A 14837-nucleotide genomic window follows, 5' to 3' on the forward strand; every position below is an offset into this window, starting at 1 on the left:
AAAGCCCCGCTCCTGCGGGGCTTTTTGTTTTGCGCGCACGCTCGGGCCCGACGCGGTATGCTCTCCCCTTTCCGCGGCCGCGGCCGCCGGAACGCACAAGATCAAAAGCGTAACGATGGAGATGCAGCATGAAATTCGACGTGGCGATCGTCGGCAGCGGCCTGGCAGGGCTATCGGTCGCACTCAACCTGGCCAGCACGCGACGTGTCGCGCTGATCGCGAAACGTTCGATGATGGAGGGGGCGAGCGATAACGCGCAGGGCGGCATCGCGGCGGTCCTCGACTCGACGGACAGCATCGAGAACCACGTCGACGACACGCTGGTCGCCGGTGGCGGCCTGTGCGACGAAGGCGCGACGCGCTACATCGTCGAGCACGGCCGCGAAGCAATCGAATGGCTGATCTCGCAAGGCGTGCCGTTCACGAAGGACGACGCGGCCGAACTCGGCTTTCATCTGACGCGCGAAGGCGGCCACAGCCATCGCCGGATCATCCATGCGGCCGATGCGACCGGCCATGCGGTGCTTGCGACGCTGTCGGAGCGCGCGCGCCAGCATCCGAACATCACGTTCTTCGAAAACCACCATGCGATCGACCTGATCACGTCGGACCGCCTCGGCCTGCCCGGCCGCCGCTGTCACGGCCTGTATGCGCTCGACGTCGACAACGACCGTACGATTACGATCGAGGCGCCGCATACGGTGCTCGCCACCGGCGGCGCCGGCAAGGTCTACCTGTACACGACGAACCCCGACACCGCGACCGGCGACGGCATCGCGATGGCGTGGCGGGCGGGCTGCCGCGTGTCGAACATGGAATTCATCCAGTTCCACCCGACCTGCCTGTTCCATCCGTACGCGAAGTCGTTCCTGATTTCGGAAGCCGTGCGCGGCGAAGGCGGCCTGCTGAAGCTGCCCGACGGCACGCGCTTCATGCCCGCGCACGATCCGCGCGCCGAGCTCGCGCCGCGCGACATCGTCGCACGCGCGATCGACTTCGAGATCAAGAAGCGCGGGATCGACTGCGTGTATCTCGACATCAGCCATCAGCCGGAAGCGTTCCTGCGCGAACATTTCCCGACGATTCATGCGCGCTGCCTCGAATTCGGCATCGACATCGCGAAACAGCCGATCCCCGTCGTGCCGGCCGCGCACTATACGTGCGGCGGCGTCGTCACCGATCTCGCGGGGCGCACCGATCTCGCCGGCCTGTATGCGGTCGGCGAAACATCGTACACGGGGCTGCACGGCGCGAACCGGCTCGCGAGCAACTCGCTGCTCGAATGCCTCGTGATCGGCCGCGCGACAGCCGAGGCGATCGAGGCGGCCGGCTTCGATACCGACACGCCCGCCACGCTGCCCGCGTGGGACGAAAGCCGCGTATCGGATGCGGACGAGGAAGTCGTCGTTGCACATAACTGGGACGAACTGCGCCGCCTGATGTGGAACTACGTCGGCATCGTGCGCACCGACAAGCGCCTCGAGCGCGCGAAGCACCGGCTGTCGCTGCTGCGCGACGAGATCCACGAGTACTACGCGAATTTCCGCGTGACGCGCGACCTGCTCGAACTGCGCAACCTCGTCGACGTGGCAACGCTGATTGTCAAGAGCGCGCACTCCCGCCGCGAAAGCCGCGGGCTGCACTACAGCCGCGACTGGCCGCATACGCTGCCGAAGGCATTGCCGAGCGTGCTCACGCCGCGCGTGCGCCGCTGAGCCGCACGCCGCCCTTTCCCGCTGCGGCCGCAGCACAAGAAAAAAGCCGCCGGCGTTCGCGCGCCAGCGGCTTTTTGTCTGATTGAACGACGTTGGGTCAGTCGACGATCCGCATCGAATAGTCCGTCGCCCGCACGTCCTTCGTCAGCGCGCCGATCGAGATGCGATCGACGCCCGTCTCCGCGAACGCGCGCACCGTATCGAGATTGACGCCGCCCGATACCTCGAGCACGGCCTTGCCCGCAGCCACACTCACCGCTTCGCGCATCATGTCGAGCGTGAAGTTGTCCAGCAGCACCGACTGCGCGCGATGCGCGAGCGCCGTGTCGAGCTGCGCGAGCGTCTCGACTTCGATCTGCACGGGCACGCCCGATTCCAGCGCGAACGCCGCATCGAGTGCCTCGCCGACACCGCCTGCCGCCGCGATGTGGTTCTCCTTGATCAGGATGCCGTCGTACAGCGCGAGACGCTGGTTCTCGCCGCCGCCCACGCGCACCGCGTACTTCTGCGCGAGCCGCAGCCCCGGCAGCGTCTTGCGCGTATCGAGGATCTTCGCGCGCGTGCCTTCGACGCGATCGACGTAGCGGCGCGTCGCGGTCGCGACGCCCGACAGCAGCTGCAGGAAGTTCAGCCCGTTGCGCTCGGCGGTCAGGAGCGAGCGCGCCGGCCCTTCGAGTTCGCACACGGTCGAATCGGCCGTCATCCGGTCGCCTTCGCGATAGCGCCATTGCACGACGATCGACGGATCGATCCGGGCGATCACGGCGTCGAACCACGGCACGCCGCACAGCACGGCTTCCTCGCGCACGATGATCCGCGCACGGCGGCGCTCGCCGGCCGGCACGAGCCGCCCGGTCTGGTCGCCGGTGCCGACGTCTTCGGCGATCGCATCGGCCATGTTGCGCGCGATCGCTTCGTCGAATGCCGCGCCGTATTGGGCGCGGACGGCTTCGAACAGAGGGGAGACTGCAGTCGCGGCGCCTTCCGCCGGGCCGCCCCCAAGGAAGGCGGCCGCCCCCTCGGGGGGAGCCGTGCATGGGACCGGAGTAAGCGCTGAAGCGCCAACTCCGGTCGACAGCGAACGAATGTGAGCGTGGGGGCCGTTCATTACGCCGCCCCCACGTTCGCGAACAGTTGCTGGTCGCGCTGCAAGTCGCCGCTCGCCTGCACGCGCTTCTTGTGCGCAGCCGCGAATTCGAGCATCCGGTCGATCGGCAAACGCGCACGCTCGCCGATCGCGGGATCGACGAAGATCTCGTTGTGACCGCGTTCAAGCACGTCGGCGAGATTCGCGAGGCCGTTCATCGCCATCCACGGGCAGTGCGCGCAGCTCTTGCAGGTCGCGCTGTTGCCGGCCGTCGGCGCCGCGATGAAGGTCTTGCCGGGCGCTGCGAGCTGCATCTTGTGCAGGATGCCGAGATCGGTCGCGACGATGAAGCGCTTCGCGTCGAACTTGACGGCCGCGTCGATCAGTTGCGTGGTCGAACCGACGACATCGGCCTGCGCCACGACGTTTTCCGGCGACTCGGGATGGACGAGCACCTTCGCGTCCGGATATTCGGCGCGCAGCAGGTCGAGCTCGATGCCCTTGAACTCGTCGTGGACGAGGCACGAGCCCTGCCACAGCAGCATGTCCGCGCCGGTCTTCTTCTGGATATAGCTGCCCAGATGGCGGTCCGGGGCCCAGATGATCTTTTCGCCGCGCGCGTGCAGATCGGCCACGATCTCGAGGCCGATCGACGACGTGACCATCCAGTCCGCGCGCGCCTTCACGGCCGCGCTGGTGTTCGCGTAGACGACGACGGTACGGTCCGGATGCGCATCGCAGAACGCCGAGAATTCGTCGACCGGACAGCCGAGGTCGAGCGAACAGGTCGCGTCGAGATCGGGCATCAGGATCCGTTTGTTCGGGCTCAGGATCTTCGCGGTTTCGCCCATGAAGCGCACGCCCGCGACGACCAGCGTCTGCGCGTCGTGATCGCGGCCGAAGCGGGCCATTTCGAGCGAATCGGCCACGCAGCCGCCCGTTTCGTCGGCCAGTTCCTGCAGTTCGGCATCCACGTAGTAGTGGGCGACCAGCACGGCCTTTTCACGGGCGAGCAACGCCTTGATGCGTGCCTTCAGCGAAGCGCGCTCCTCGGCGGACGGCGCCTCGGGCACCTTGGCCCATGCCTGTCCCACGCCGCACACGGTCCCAGCTGCGACGGGCCGGTCGTACTCGACGGGTTTGATCGTCGATTGCATCTCCATATCTCCTGTCGATCAGAGTTGGCGCTTCAGCGCTTACTCTGATCCCATGCTTCGCGGTCGATCAGCGTCGGCGCTTTGGCGCCTGCCCCGATCCCATCCCTTGCACTCGTCCGGGGCACCCACTCGCCACGCCCCAAAGCTTCATACCAATACCGGCGCCGCCGATCCGTCAAAAACCGGCGCCCCAAATGAAAAAACCCCGCCAACGCGGGGTTTGTGACGTCCTGAGATTCTAATCGATTTCGAATCAGGCGTAGCGACGCAGGCGCGTCGCGAATTCCTGCAGCGCCTTGATGCCGCTTTGTTCCGCGCGATGGCACCAATCCTGCAATTGCGCGAGAAGTTGTTCGCGCGACGCGGTCGAACGATCCCAGATCGCGGCGAGATCCTGGCGCAGCTGGAAGTACGTATGCAGCTTCTGGCTGTTCGCGAAGATTTCCGGCAGCAGCTTTTTCTGCGGCTCGTCGAGGCCGTCGGCGTCCTTGTGGAACCACTTGCGCGCGCCGCGCATCAGCTGGTACTTCTCGCTCGAACCGAGTTCCTTCAGGTGCGCGAGCTCCTGGCGGTACGCACGCTTCACGGCCTTGCCGTAACTCGCCATCACTTCATAGCGGTTCGACAGCACGGCCTGCAGCGTTTCCTGGTCGAGCACCGTCTTCGGCTTGTTCAGGCGCGGCGTGGGCGCGACCTTCTTCACCTTGGCGAGACCGAATGCCGACATGATGCGGATGTACATCCAGCCGATATCGAACTCGTACCACTTGTTCGACAGCTTCGCCGACGTCGCGAACGTGTGGTGGTTGTTGTGCAGTTCTTCGCCGCCGATCAGGATGCCCCACGGGAACAGGTTCGTGCTGGCGTCGGCCGAGTTGAAGTTGCGATAACCCCAGAAATGACCGAAGCCGTTGACGACGCCCGCCGCCCAGAACGGGATCCACACCATCTGCACGGCCCACACGGTCAGGCCGAGCACGCCGAACAACGCGACGTCGATCACCATCATCATGCTGATGCCGAGGATCGGGTACTTCGAGTAGAGATTGCGCTCGAGCCAGTCGTTCGGCGTGCCGTGGCTGAACTTGCGCATCGTCTCTTCATTCTTCGCTTCCGCGCGATACAGCTCGGCGCCCTCGAGGAACACCTTCCAGATGCCGCGCGTCTGCGGGCTGTGCGGATCTTCCTCGGTTTCGCACTTCGCGTGGTGCTTGCGATGGATCGCCGCCCACTGGCCGGTCAGCATCCCGGTGGTCATCCACAGCCAGAAACGGAAAAAATGGCTCGCGATCGGATGCATCTCCAGCGCGCGGTGCGCCTGGCAGCGATGCAGGTAGACCGTCACGCCGATGATCGTGACGTGCGTGACGGCAAGCGCGAACAGCGCGACCTGCCACCACGAAAAACGCAGGAGCCCGTGGGAAAGAAAATCGAGCAGGGAATTCAACAAGGCAGTTACCCGTGATGAGAGCGACGCCGGCTCATGCCAGCGTCATAAAACTGAAAGCATACCGCGTGTAGACCAGAATTTTACTTCAACCGTTCCAAGTCTTTGTAAAAAATGAATATTTTCTTGCCCTGACGCAATCCGCGCGGTCCACCGGCGGACTCGGAAAGGCGCGCGATCCGGTTTCGACCGGGGAATCGGTACGATTGACCGCGCCCGCCCGCTACGCCGCCGGCGCGCGCCCGTTCAGCGCACCGTCGGCGGGCGCCGGATCGAGCCCGGCCGCCACGCCCGGCGCGGGAAAGCCGTCCGGCAGCCCGACCACGCGCACCTCGCACTGCGGAAACGGAATCGAAATCCCGTGCTCGCTGAACAGCCGCCAGATGTTGCGGTTCACGCTCGAGCGCACGCCCGACGTGCCTTTCGCCGCATCCTCGATCCAGAAGCCGAGCTCCAGGTCGATCCCGTCCGCGCCGAAACTCACGAGGTACGGGGTCGGCGCCGGCTCGGCCAGCACACGCGGCACGTCCTTCGCGGCAGCGACGAGCAACGCGAGCGCCTGCTCGACGTCGCTCGTGTACGCGACCTGCACCGCGACTTTCGCATAGCCGCGCGTCAGGTACGACGACTGGTTCTGCACGACGTCGGTGATCAGTTTCTCGTTCGGGATCAGCGTCTCGTTGCCGTCGAGGCCGCGCACGACCGTGTAGCGCGTGCGGATCTGCGTGACGACGCCCTGCAGCCCGCCGACGCTGATCGCATCGCCAAGCCGCAGCGAGCGGTCGACCAGGATGATGAAGCCCGACACGTAGTTGCTCGCGATCTTCTGCAGCCCGAAACCGAGGCCGACGCCCACCGCGCCGCCGAACACGCCGAGCACCGTCACGTCGATGCCGACGAGCGACAGCCCGATCAGGATCGCCGCGAACACGAGCAGCGCGCGGCCGACCCGCGACAGCACGACCTTCAGGTTCGCGTCGAGCGTGCTCGCGCGCGACAGGCGATCCTCGAGCACCGAGCCGAGCCACATCGCGACCATCAGCGTCACGCATACCCACAGCGCACCGGAGATCACCGACAGCAGCGTGAGGTGCGCGGTCGCGACCCGGAACTGCACGCTGTCGAGCCAGCCGAGCACGTCGCGCTGGATGCCGAGCACGGTCATCGCCATCGCGGCCCACACGACGGTCGACACGATCTTCTCGACGATCGACAGCCATGCGTGCGTGTGGCCGTCGCGCGCGAACACGCGCCGCGCGAAGAAGAACAGCACGTAGATCAGCCCGATGCCGAACAGCGGCACGAGCGCGAGCGACAGCAGCGACGTCGACATGAACGGGTCGAACGCGAGCTGCGCGGCGCCGACGAACACGCTGCCGAACAGCGGAAACAGCGCACGCTTCAGGCTTTGCGCGCCCGCGCCCGGCGCGCGTCCGGCTGCCCGGCGCCGAGCGTCGATCCGGCCGTGCACGAAGCGCGCGGCCACCCACGCGAAACACAGCGCCCCGACGAGGAGCGCCGCCTGCCAGATCATCACCGGCTGGTGGAAATCGCGAATCACCGATGCCAGCCGGTGCGACAGCAGGCGGCTCTGCAGATTCTCCATCGTCCGTCCGCGCGTCGTTACTGCGCGGCGCGGCGTTCGAGCACCGCCGCGAAGAAACCGTCGGTCGCGTGACGGTGCGGCCATAGCGACAGGTAGTCGCCCGTCTCGAGCTCGATGCGCTGGTCGGCCAGCACCTGCTGCGCCGGCACCAGCACGAACTCGGGGTGATCGGCCAGGAACTGTTCGACGATGCGCTCGTTCTCGGCGTCGAGCACGCTGCAGGTCGCGTAGATGAGCCGGCCGCCCTTCTTCACGAGCCGTGCGGCGCTCGCGAGGATCGACGCCTGCTTCGGCGTCAGCTCGTCGATCGCCGTGCGCGTCTGCCGCCACTTCAGGTCAGGATTGCGGCGCAGCGTGCCGAGGCCGCTGCACGGCGCGTCGACCAGCACGCGGTCGATCTTGCCGGCGAGCCGCTTGATCTTCGCGTCGTGCTCGCTGTCGATCAGCACCGGGTTCACGTTCGACAGCCCGCTGCGCGCGAGGCGCGGCTTCAGCTTCGCAAGGCGCTTCTCCGAGATGTCGAACGCATAGAGGCGCCCGGTCGAGCGCATCATCGCGCCGAGCGCGAGCGTCTTGCCGCCGGCGCCCGCGCAGAAATCGACGACCATCTCGCCGCGCCGCGGCGCGACCAGCGAGCACAGCAGCTGGCTGCCTTCGTCCTGCACCTCGATCGCGCCTTCCTCGAACAGCTTCAGGCGCGTCAGCGCCGGCTTGCCGACCACGCGCACGCCGAACGGCGCGAACGGCGTCGCGCCCGCCTCGATGCCGCTCACGCGCAGCGCTTCGATCACCTGGTCGCGGGTCGCCTTCTGCGCGTTGGCACGCAGGTCGAGCGGCGCCGGGTAGTTCAGCGCGGCGGCGAGTTGCGCGAGCTCGTCGGCGTCGAAACGGGCCGACAGCGCCTGGTGAATCCAGTCGGGCAGATTCGTGCGAATGCGCACAGGCAGGCTCGCAGGGTCGATCTTCGACACGTGCTCGAGCCAGGCGGACTCGGTGTCGGACAGGAATGGCTTCAGCGCATTGCGACCGACCGTCTGCATCAGGCCGAGCAGCGTGAGGCGCCGCGCGGGCGTGCCCGTGCCGCTCTCGGCCAGATGCGAAAACTCCATCTTCCGGCGCAGCACCGCGAACACGGCCTCCGCGATCACGCCGCGCTCGGCATGCCCGAGCTTCGGATGCGCGCGGAAGAACCGGCTCGTCGTCGCGTCGGCGGGGCCGGCGAACTTCAGCACCTCGGCCAGCAAAGTCTCGGTCTGGCCGATCAGGAATCCGTGCAGCTTCATACACCCTCACTCGTTTCGGTATGCGGTTGATCCGCGAAAATCCAGCGCGCCTCGTCGGGCGCCACCACTGCACGGCCGTTCTCGAGGCGCAGGCGCCCCTCGACGAACCAGCGCACCGCACGCGGATACAGCACGTGCTCGATCGTCAGCACGCGCTGCGCGAGCGCGGCCGCGTCGTCGCCGGCGCGCACGGGCACCGCGCCCTGCGCGACGATCGCGCCGCTGTCGAGCTCGGGAATGACGAAATGCACGCTCGCGCCATGCAGCGCGACGCCGGCATCCAGCGCCTGCTGGTGCGTATGGATGCCCTTGAAGCTCGGCAGCAGCGACGGATGGATATTCAGCAGCCGGCCCTCGTATCGTCTGACGAATGCGGGCGTGAGGATACGCATGAAGCCGGCGAGGACGACGAGATCGGGCGCGAAACGGTCGATCTCGGCGGCGAGCGCCGCGTCGAAGCTGTCGCGGCCATCGAACGACCGGTGGTCGACCACCGCCGTCGCCGCCCCGTGCGACGCGGCAAAAGCCAGTCCGGCCGCATCGGGCAGGTTGGCGATCACGGCGGCAATCCGGGCCGGCCAGCGTTCCCGCGCGCACGCGCGGACGATGGCCTCCATGTTGCTGCCGCGACCGGAAATCAGGATCACGATTTTTTTCATCCGCGAATTTTACCATTCGCCCTCGCGTTTCCCGCCTTCTCGGCCGCCGGCCCGCCCGAACGTTTATAATCTTCTGCTTTGCGGCATCCCACCGCCCATTCCCCCGACGCTGCATCCGCTATCGTGAAAGTCTTCCGCGGCCTGCCCAACGCCGAGAGCCGCGCCCCGTGCGCGCTGACGATCGGCAACTTCGACGGTGTCCATCGCGGCCACCAGGCCCTGCTCGCGCGCGTGCGCGCGGCAGCGGACGCACGCGGCCTGCCCGTGTGCGTGATGACGTTCGAGCCGCACCCGCGCGAATTCTTCAACCCGGCCGGCGCGCCGCCGCGCATCGCGATGCTGCGCGACAAGCTCGAGGCACTGCGCGACCACGGGGTCGACCGCGTCGTCGTCGAGCACTTCAACCACACCTTCGCGAGCCAGTCGCCGCAGGCGTTCGTCGAGCGCACGCTGGTGAACGGGCTGCACACGCGCTGGATGATGGTCGGCGACGATTTCTGCTACGGCGCGAAGCGCGCGGGCACCTTCGACACGCTGAAGGCGGCCGGCGAGCAGCACGGCTTCGAGGTCGAGCAAATGGGCACGGTGGCCGGCAGCGACGGCACGCGCATTTCCAGCTCCGGCGTGCGCGCGGCGCTCGCCGCGGGCGACCTCGACACGGCCGCGCAAGCGCTCGGCCACGGCTACGCGATCAGCGGCCACGTCGCGCACGGGCTGAAGCTCGGCCGCGACCTCGGCTTCCCGACGCTGAACCTGCCGATCGCGCACAAGCGGCCGGCGCTCGCGGGCATCTTCGTCGTGCAGGTGCACGGCCTCGGCCCCGCGCCGCTGCCGGGCGTCGCGAGCCTCGGGCTGCGCCCGACCGTCGACGATTCGGGCCGCGTGCTGCTCGAGGTCCATCTGCTCGACTGGCACGGCGATGCGTACGGCAAGCTGATCCGTGTCGAATTCCTGAAGAAGCTGCGCGACGAGGCGAAGTTCGACGATCTCGAGGCGCTGTCGCGCGCGATCGCGCTGGACGTCGCGAATGCGCGCGCGTACTTCATCGAGCGCGACCGTGCGCCGGGCAGCCGCGCGACGGGCTTCGCGACGTCGGCCACCGACCGAATTAGCTGATCCGGACGGCGGCGCCCTGGCGCCGCACCCTCGCGCCGCCCTCTCGCGCGCATCCCCGATTCACGACGCCCGAGCGTCTCCCCGATTTAGATAGCGATCCCATCATGAGCAACAAGAAAGCCGATTCGAAACCGCAGGCCAAGTATCCGGTCAACCTGCTCGACACGCCGTTCCCGATGCGCGGCGACCTGCCCAAGCGCGAGCCGCAGTGGGTCAAGGAGTGGGAAGAGCGCGGCATCTACGACAAGATCCGCGCGGCCAGCCAGGGCCGCCCGAAGTTCATCCTGCACGACGGCCCGCCGTATGCGAACGGCGACATCCACCTCGGCCACGCGGTCAACAAGATCCTGAAGGATATCGTCGTCAAGTCGCGCAACATGGCCGGCTTCGACGCGCCTTACGTGCCGGGCTGGGATTGCCACGGGATGCCGATCGAGATCCAGATCGAGAAGCAGTTCGGCAAGTCGCTGCCGGCGGCCGAAGTGATGAGCAAGGCGCGCGCGTACGCGACCGAGCAGATCGAGAAGCAGAAGGTCGGCTTCAAGCGCCTGGGCGTGCTCGGCGACTGGGCCAACCCGTACAAGACGATGAACTTCGTCAACGAGGCGGAAGAAATCCGCGCGCTCGGCAAGATCATCGAGAAGGGCTACGTGTACCGCGGGCTGAAGCCGGTCAACTGGTGCTTCGACTGCGGCTCGGCGCTCGCGGAAGCGGAAGTCGAATACAAGGACCGCACCGATCCGACGATCGACGTGATGTTCGCGTTCGCGGAACCGGAAAAGACCGCGCAGGCGTTCGGCCTGCCGGCGCTGCCGCGCGCCGAGGGCGGCATCGTGATCTGGACCACCACGCCTTGGACGATTCCCGCCAACCAGGCGCTGAACCTCCATCCGGAAATCGTCTACGCGCTCGTCGACACCGAGCGCGGGCTGCTGATCATCGCCGAAGAGCGCGTCGAAGCCTGCATGACCGACTTCAAGCTGACCGGCCGCGTCGTCGCGACCGCGCCCGGCGTGAAGCTCGCGAACCTGCGCTTCCACCACCCGCTCGCGTCGGCTCACCCCGGCTACAAGCGCACCGCGCCCGTCTACCTCGGCGACTACGTGACGACCGACACCGGTACCGGCGTCGTGCACTCGTCGCCCGCGTACGGTATCGAGGATTTCATGTCGTGCAAGGCGCACGGGATGACCGATTCCGACTTCATCAACCCGGTGATGGGGGACGGCCGCTATATCGAATCGCTGCCGCTGTTCGGCGGCCTGTCGATCTGGGAGGCGAACCCGAAGATCGTCGACGCGCTGCACGCGGCCGGCTCCCTGCTGCGCAGCGAGAAGTACACGCACAGCTACATGCACTGCTGGCGCCACAAGACGCCGATCATCTACCGCGCGACGTCGCAGTGGTTCGCGGGCATGGACGTGACGCCGCGCGACGGCGGCAAGACGCTGCGCGAGACGGCGCTCGAAGGCGTCGACGCGACCGCGTTCTACCCGTCCTGGGGCAAGCAGCGCCTGTTCAGCATGATCGCGAACCGTCCGGACTGGACGCTGTCGCGCCAGCGCCAGTGGGGCGTGCCGATGGCGTTCTTCGTGCACAAGGAAACCGGCGAGCTGCACCCGCGCACGCTCGAGCTGCTCGAGGAAGTCGCGAAGCGCGTCGAGCAGTCGGGCATCGAGGCGTGGCAGTCGCTCGACCCGCGCGAGCTGATTGGCGACGATGCGAACCTGTACGAAAAGAACCGCGACACGCTCGACGTGTGGTTCGACTCGGGCACGACGCACTGGCACGTGCTGCGCGGCTCGCACAAGGATCAGCTGCAGTTCCCGGCCGACCTGTACCTCGAAGGCTCGGACCAGCATCGCGGCTGGTTCCACTCGTCGCTGCTCACGGCATCGATGATCGACGGCCGCGCGCCGTACAAGGGCCTGCTCACGCACGGCTTCACGGTCGACGGCGAAGGCCGCAAGATGAGCAAGTCGCTCGGCAACGGCATCGACCCGCATGAAGTCGCGAACCGCCTCGGCGCGGAAATCATCCGCCTGTGGATCGCGTCGACCGACTACTCGGGCGAGCTCGCGATCTCCGAGGAGATCCTGAAGCGCGTGACCGAAGGCTATCGCCGCATCCGCAACACGCTGCGCTTCCTGCTCGCGAACCTGTCGGATTTCGACTTCGCGCAGCACGCGGTGCCGGTCGACGAATGGCTCGAGATCGACCGCTATGCGGTCGCGTTCTCGCAGCAACTGCAGACGGAGCTGCTCGGCCACTACGAAAAGTACGAATTCCACCCGGTCGTCGCGAAGCTGCAGACGTACTGCTCGGAAGACCTCGGCGGCTTCTACCTCGACGTGCTGAAGGATCGCCTGTACACGAGCGCCGCCGATTCGCGCGCGCGCCGCTCCGCGCAGACCGCGCTGTACCACCTGACGCACGGCCTTTTGCGCGTGCTCGCGCCGTTCCTGTCGTTCACCGCGGAAGAAGCATGGAAGGTGTTCCAGCCGGCGAGCGACACGATCTTCACGGAAACCTACTACGCGTATCCGGAAGTCGCCGGCTCGGCCGCGCTGATCGAGAAGTGGGCGCTGCTGCGCGACGTGCGCGGCAACGTGACGAAGGCGCTCGAGGAAGCGCGCACCGCGAACCGCATCGGTTCGTCGCTGCAGGCCGAAGTGGCCGTGCATGCGAGCGGCGCGCGCTACGACGCGCTCACGAGCCTCGGCGACGACCTGAAGTTCGTGCTGATCACGTCGGCCGCGACGGTCGTCAAGGTCGACGACGAAGCGCAGGAAAGCGTCGACGTGGCCGCGTCGAAGTACCAGAAATGCGAGCGCTGCTGGCACTACCGCGAAGATGTCGGCGCGCACGCCGAGCATCCGACGCTGTGCGGCCGCTGCTTCTCGAACCTGTTTGAAAACGGCGAAATCCGGAGCGCTGCTTAACCATGGCGAAAACCCTGTCGAAACCGGCCAGCGGCGCGCTCGCGCCCTGGCTCGGTATTTCGCTGATCGTGATCCTGTTCGATCAGTTGTCGAAGATCGCGATCCTGAAAACGTTCGCGTACGGCGCGCAGCATGCGCTGACGTCGTTCTTCAACCTCGTGCTGGTGTACAACCGCGGCGCCGCGTTCGGCTTCCTGTCGACCGCGAGCGGCTGGCAGCGCTGGGCGTTCACCGCGCTCGGAATCGGCGCGACGCTCGTGATCTGCTTCCTGCTGCGCCGTCACGGCCAGCAGCGGCTGTTCAGCCTGTCGCTCGCGCTGATCCTCGGCGGCGCGCTCGGCAACGTGATCGACCGGCTCGTCTACGGTCACGTGATCGACTTCCTCGATTTCCACGTCGGCGCGTGGCACTTCCCGGCGTTCAACCTCGCCGATTCCGCGATCACGATCGGGGCGGTGCTGCTGATCTACGACGAGCTGCGGCGCGTGCGCGGCTCGCGCTGAGCGCGCATACTCCGTGTCGACGGCCGGCTTCGCGCCGGCCGTTCCGTTTGACCCCAGGAGGCCTGAGTTGGCACACGCAGAACTCGCAGGAAAACACCTCGTTCTCGGCCTGACGGGCGGCATCGCCTGCTACAAGATCGCCGAACTCACGCGGCTGCTCGTGAAGGCCGGCGCGACCGTGCAGGTCGCGATGACCGACGCCGCCACCCAGTTCATCACGCCCGTCACGATGCAGGCGCTGTCGGGCCGGCCCGTCTATACGAGCCAGTGGGACGCGCGCATCGACAACAACATGGCGCACATCGACCTGTCGCGCGAAGCCGACGCGATCGTGATCGCGCCCGCGTCGACGGATTTCCTCGCCAAGCTCGCGCATGGGTTCGCCGACGATCTGCTGTCGACGCTGTGCGTCGCGCGCGACTGTCCGCTGCTCGTCGTCCCCGCGATGAACCGCCAGATGTGGCAGAACCCGGCCACGCAACGCAATGCCGCGCAGCTGCGCGCCGACGGCGTGTCGGTGCTCGGCCCGGATTCGGGCGCGCAGGCATGCGGCGAAGTCGGCGATGGCCGCATGCTCGAGCCCGAGGCGATCTATGAAGCGATCGTCGCGCACTTCGCGCCGAAGGTGCTCGCGCACCGCCGCGTGCTGATCACGGCCGGGCCGACGTTCGAACCGCTCGACCCGGTGCGCGGCCTGACGAACCGCTCCAGCGGCAAGATGGGTTTCGCGCTCGCCCGCGCCGCGCAGCAGGCCGGCGCCGACGTGCATCTCGTCGCCGGGCCGGTGGCGCTCGACACGCCGTGGGGCGTCTACCGTCAGGACGTGCAGACCGCGCAGCAGATGTACGACGCGGTGATGCACGCGGTCGCCGACGCCGACATCTTCATCGCGGTGGCCGCGGTCGCCGACTGGCGCGTCGAACAGCCGGCCGAGCACAAGATGAAGAAGACGGCCGACCACAAGATGCCGGCGCTCGCGTTCGTCGAGAATCCCGACATCCTCGCGTCGGTCGCGGCGCTGCCCGATGCGCCATTCTGCGTCGGTTTCGCGGCCGAAAGCGGCGACCTCGACGTGCACGGCGACGAGAAGCGCAAGCGCAAGAACGTGCCGCTGCTCGTCGGCAATCTCGGCCCGCTGACGTTCGGCCTCGACGACAACGAAGTCGTGCTGTTCGAGGCCGCCGGCCTCACGCGCCTGCCGCGCGCGCCCAAAGACGAACTCGCGCATGCGCTCGTCGCGGAAATCGCGAAGCGCCTGCCCGACAACCGCCTGATCTGATCTACCGCGCGGCGGCCATCACCGCCGCGCCCTTCCCGACCGA

Annotated in this window: 11 protein-coding genes; 5 read left to right on the forward strand and 6 right to left on the reverse strand. The window is 67.2% G+C overall.

Annotation, left to right across the window (positions count from 1 at the left end; all coding sequences use genetic code 11):
* Positions 1-128: 128 nt before the first annotated feature.
* Entirely contained in the window at positions 129-1715 is a 1587-nt protein-coding gene (nadB, locus tag CFB46_RS00555) for an L-aspartate oxidase (RefSeq protein ID WP_027785197.1), read from the forward strand.
* Between the two features lie 97 nt (positions 1716-1812).
* Here nadB and nadC read toward each other — a convergent pair whose 3' ends face one another.
* The 6 genes from nadC to purN form a co-directional block, all read right to left on the reverse strand.
* The gene (gene nadC / locus CFB46_RS00560; protein ID WP_089499104.1) at positions 1813-2823 is read right to left on the reverse strand and encodes a carboxylating nicotinate-nucleotide diphosphorylase; all 1011 of its coding nucleotides are present in this window, start codon (positions 2821-2823) and stop codon (positions 1813-1815) included.
* Positions 2823-3959: a quinolinate synthase NadA gene (nadA, locus tag CFB46_RS00565; protein ID WP_027785199.1), complete on the reverse strand. Its 1137-nt coding sequence runs from the start codon at positions 3957-3959 to the stop codon at positions 2823-2825. The genes nadC and nadA overlap by 1 nt, the downstream gene beginning before the upstream one ends.
* A 253-nt stretch (positions 3960-4212) precedes the next feature.
* Positions 4213-5409, reverse strand: a complete 1197-nt coding sequence (locus CFB46_RS00570; RefSeq protein ID WP_027785200.1) for a DesA family fatty acid desaturase — start codon at positions 5407-5409, stop codon at positions 4213-4215.
* 220 nt (positions 5410-5629) lie between these two features.
* Complete coding sequence (locus tag CFB46_RS00575) at positions 5630-7012, reverse strand: mechanosensitive ion channel family protein (protein WP_089499105.1); 1383 nt, start codon at positions 7010-7012, stop codon at positions 5630-5632.
* Between the two features lie 17 nt (positions 7013-7029).
* Entirely contained in the window at positions 7030-8295 is a 1266-nt protein-coding gene (locus tag CFB46_RS00580; RefSeq protein ID WP_027785202.1) for an RsmB/NOP family class I SAM-dependent RNA methyltransferase, read from the reverse strand.
* The gene (gene purN, locus CFB46_RS00585; RefSeq protein WP_027785203.1) at positions 8292-8954 is read right to left on the reverse strand and encodes a phosphoribosylglycinamide formyltransferase; all 663 of its coding nucleotides are present in this window, start codon (positions 8952-8954) and stop codon (positions 8292-8294) included. Before purN ends, CFB46_RS00580 begins: the two co-directional genes overlap by 4 nt.
* Before the next feature lie 123 nt (positions 8955-9077).
* Here purN and CFB46_RS00590 point away from each other — a divergent pair, with 123 nt between their 5' ends.
* The 4 genes from CFB46_RS00590 (at position 9078) to coaBC (ending at position 14794) form a co-directional block, all read left to right on the forward strand.
* Complete coding sequence (locus CFB46_RS00590) at positions 9078-10070, forward strand: bifunctional riboflavin kinase/FAD synthetase (protein ID WP_027785204.1); 993 nt, start codon at positions 9078-9080, stop codon at positions 10068-10070.
* A gap of 104 nt (positions 10071-10174) precedes the next feature.
* Positions 10175-13012, forward strand: coding sequence for an isoleucine--tRNA ligase (gene ileS / locus CFB46_RS00595; RefSeq protein WP_027785205.1), 2838 nt, complete (start codon positions 10175-10177; stop codon positions 13010-13012).
* 2 nt (positions 13013-13014) lie between these two features.
* Entirely contained in the window at positions 13015-13515 is a 501-nt protein-coding gene (lspA, locus tag CFB46_RS00600; protein ID WP_027785206.1) for a signal peptidase II, read from the forward strand.
* A 67-nt stretch (positions 13516-13582) separates the two neighbouring features.
* On the forward strand, positions 13583-14794 hold the full coding sequence (gene coaBC, locus CFB46_RS00605; RefSeq protein ID WP_027785207.1) for a bifunctional phosphopantothenoylcysteine decarboxylase/phosphopantothenate--cysteine ligase CoaBC: 1212 nt from the start codon (positions 13583-13585) through the stop codon (positions 14792-14794).
* The last annotated feature ends 43 nt before the right edge of the window (positions 14795-14837 follow it).

The sequence above is a fragment of the Burkholderia sp. HI2761 genome (assembly GCF_002223355.1).
Lineage (GTDB): Bacteria > Pseudomonadota > Gammaproteobacteria > Burkholderiales > Burkholderiaceae > Burkholderia.

What these genes read in the sequence shown, in the direction of transcription:
- nadC (WP_089499104.1), bottom strand. Translation starts at nt 2,823, where the DNA reads ATGAACGGCCCCCACGCTCACATTCGTTCGCTGTCGACCGGAGTTGGC.
- lspA (WP_027785206.1), top strand. Translation starts at nt 13,015, where the DNA reads ATGGCGAAAACCCTGTCGAAACCGGCCAGCGGCGCGCTCGCGCCCTGG.
- CFB46_RS00575 (WP_089499105.1), bottom strand. Translation starts at nt 7,012, where the DNA reads ATGGAGAATCTGCAGAGCCGCCTGCTGTCGCACCGGCTGGCATCGGTG.
- purN (WP_027785203.1), bottom strand. Translation starts at nt 8,954, where the DNA reads ATGAAAAAAATCGTGATCCTGATTTCCGGTCGCGGCAGCAACATGGAG.
- CFB46_RS00580 (WP_027785202.1), bottom strand. Translation starts at nt 8,295, where the DNA reads ATGAAGCTGCACGGATTCCTGATCGGCCAGACCGAGACTTTGCTGGCC.
- nadA (WP_027785199.1), bottom strand. Translation starts at nt 3,959, where the DNA reads ATGCAATCGACGATCAAACCCGTCGAGTACGACCGGCCCGTCGCAGCT.
- ileS (WP_027785205.1), top strand. Translation starts at nt 10,175, where the DNA reads ATGAGCAACAAGAAAGCCGATTCGAAACCGCAGGCCAAGTATCCGGTC.
- nadB (WP_027785197.1), top strand. Translation starts at nt 129, where the DNA reads ATGAAATTCGACGTGGCGATCGTCGGCAGCGGCCTGGCAGGGCTATCG.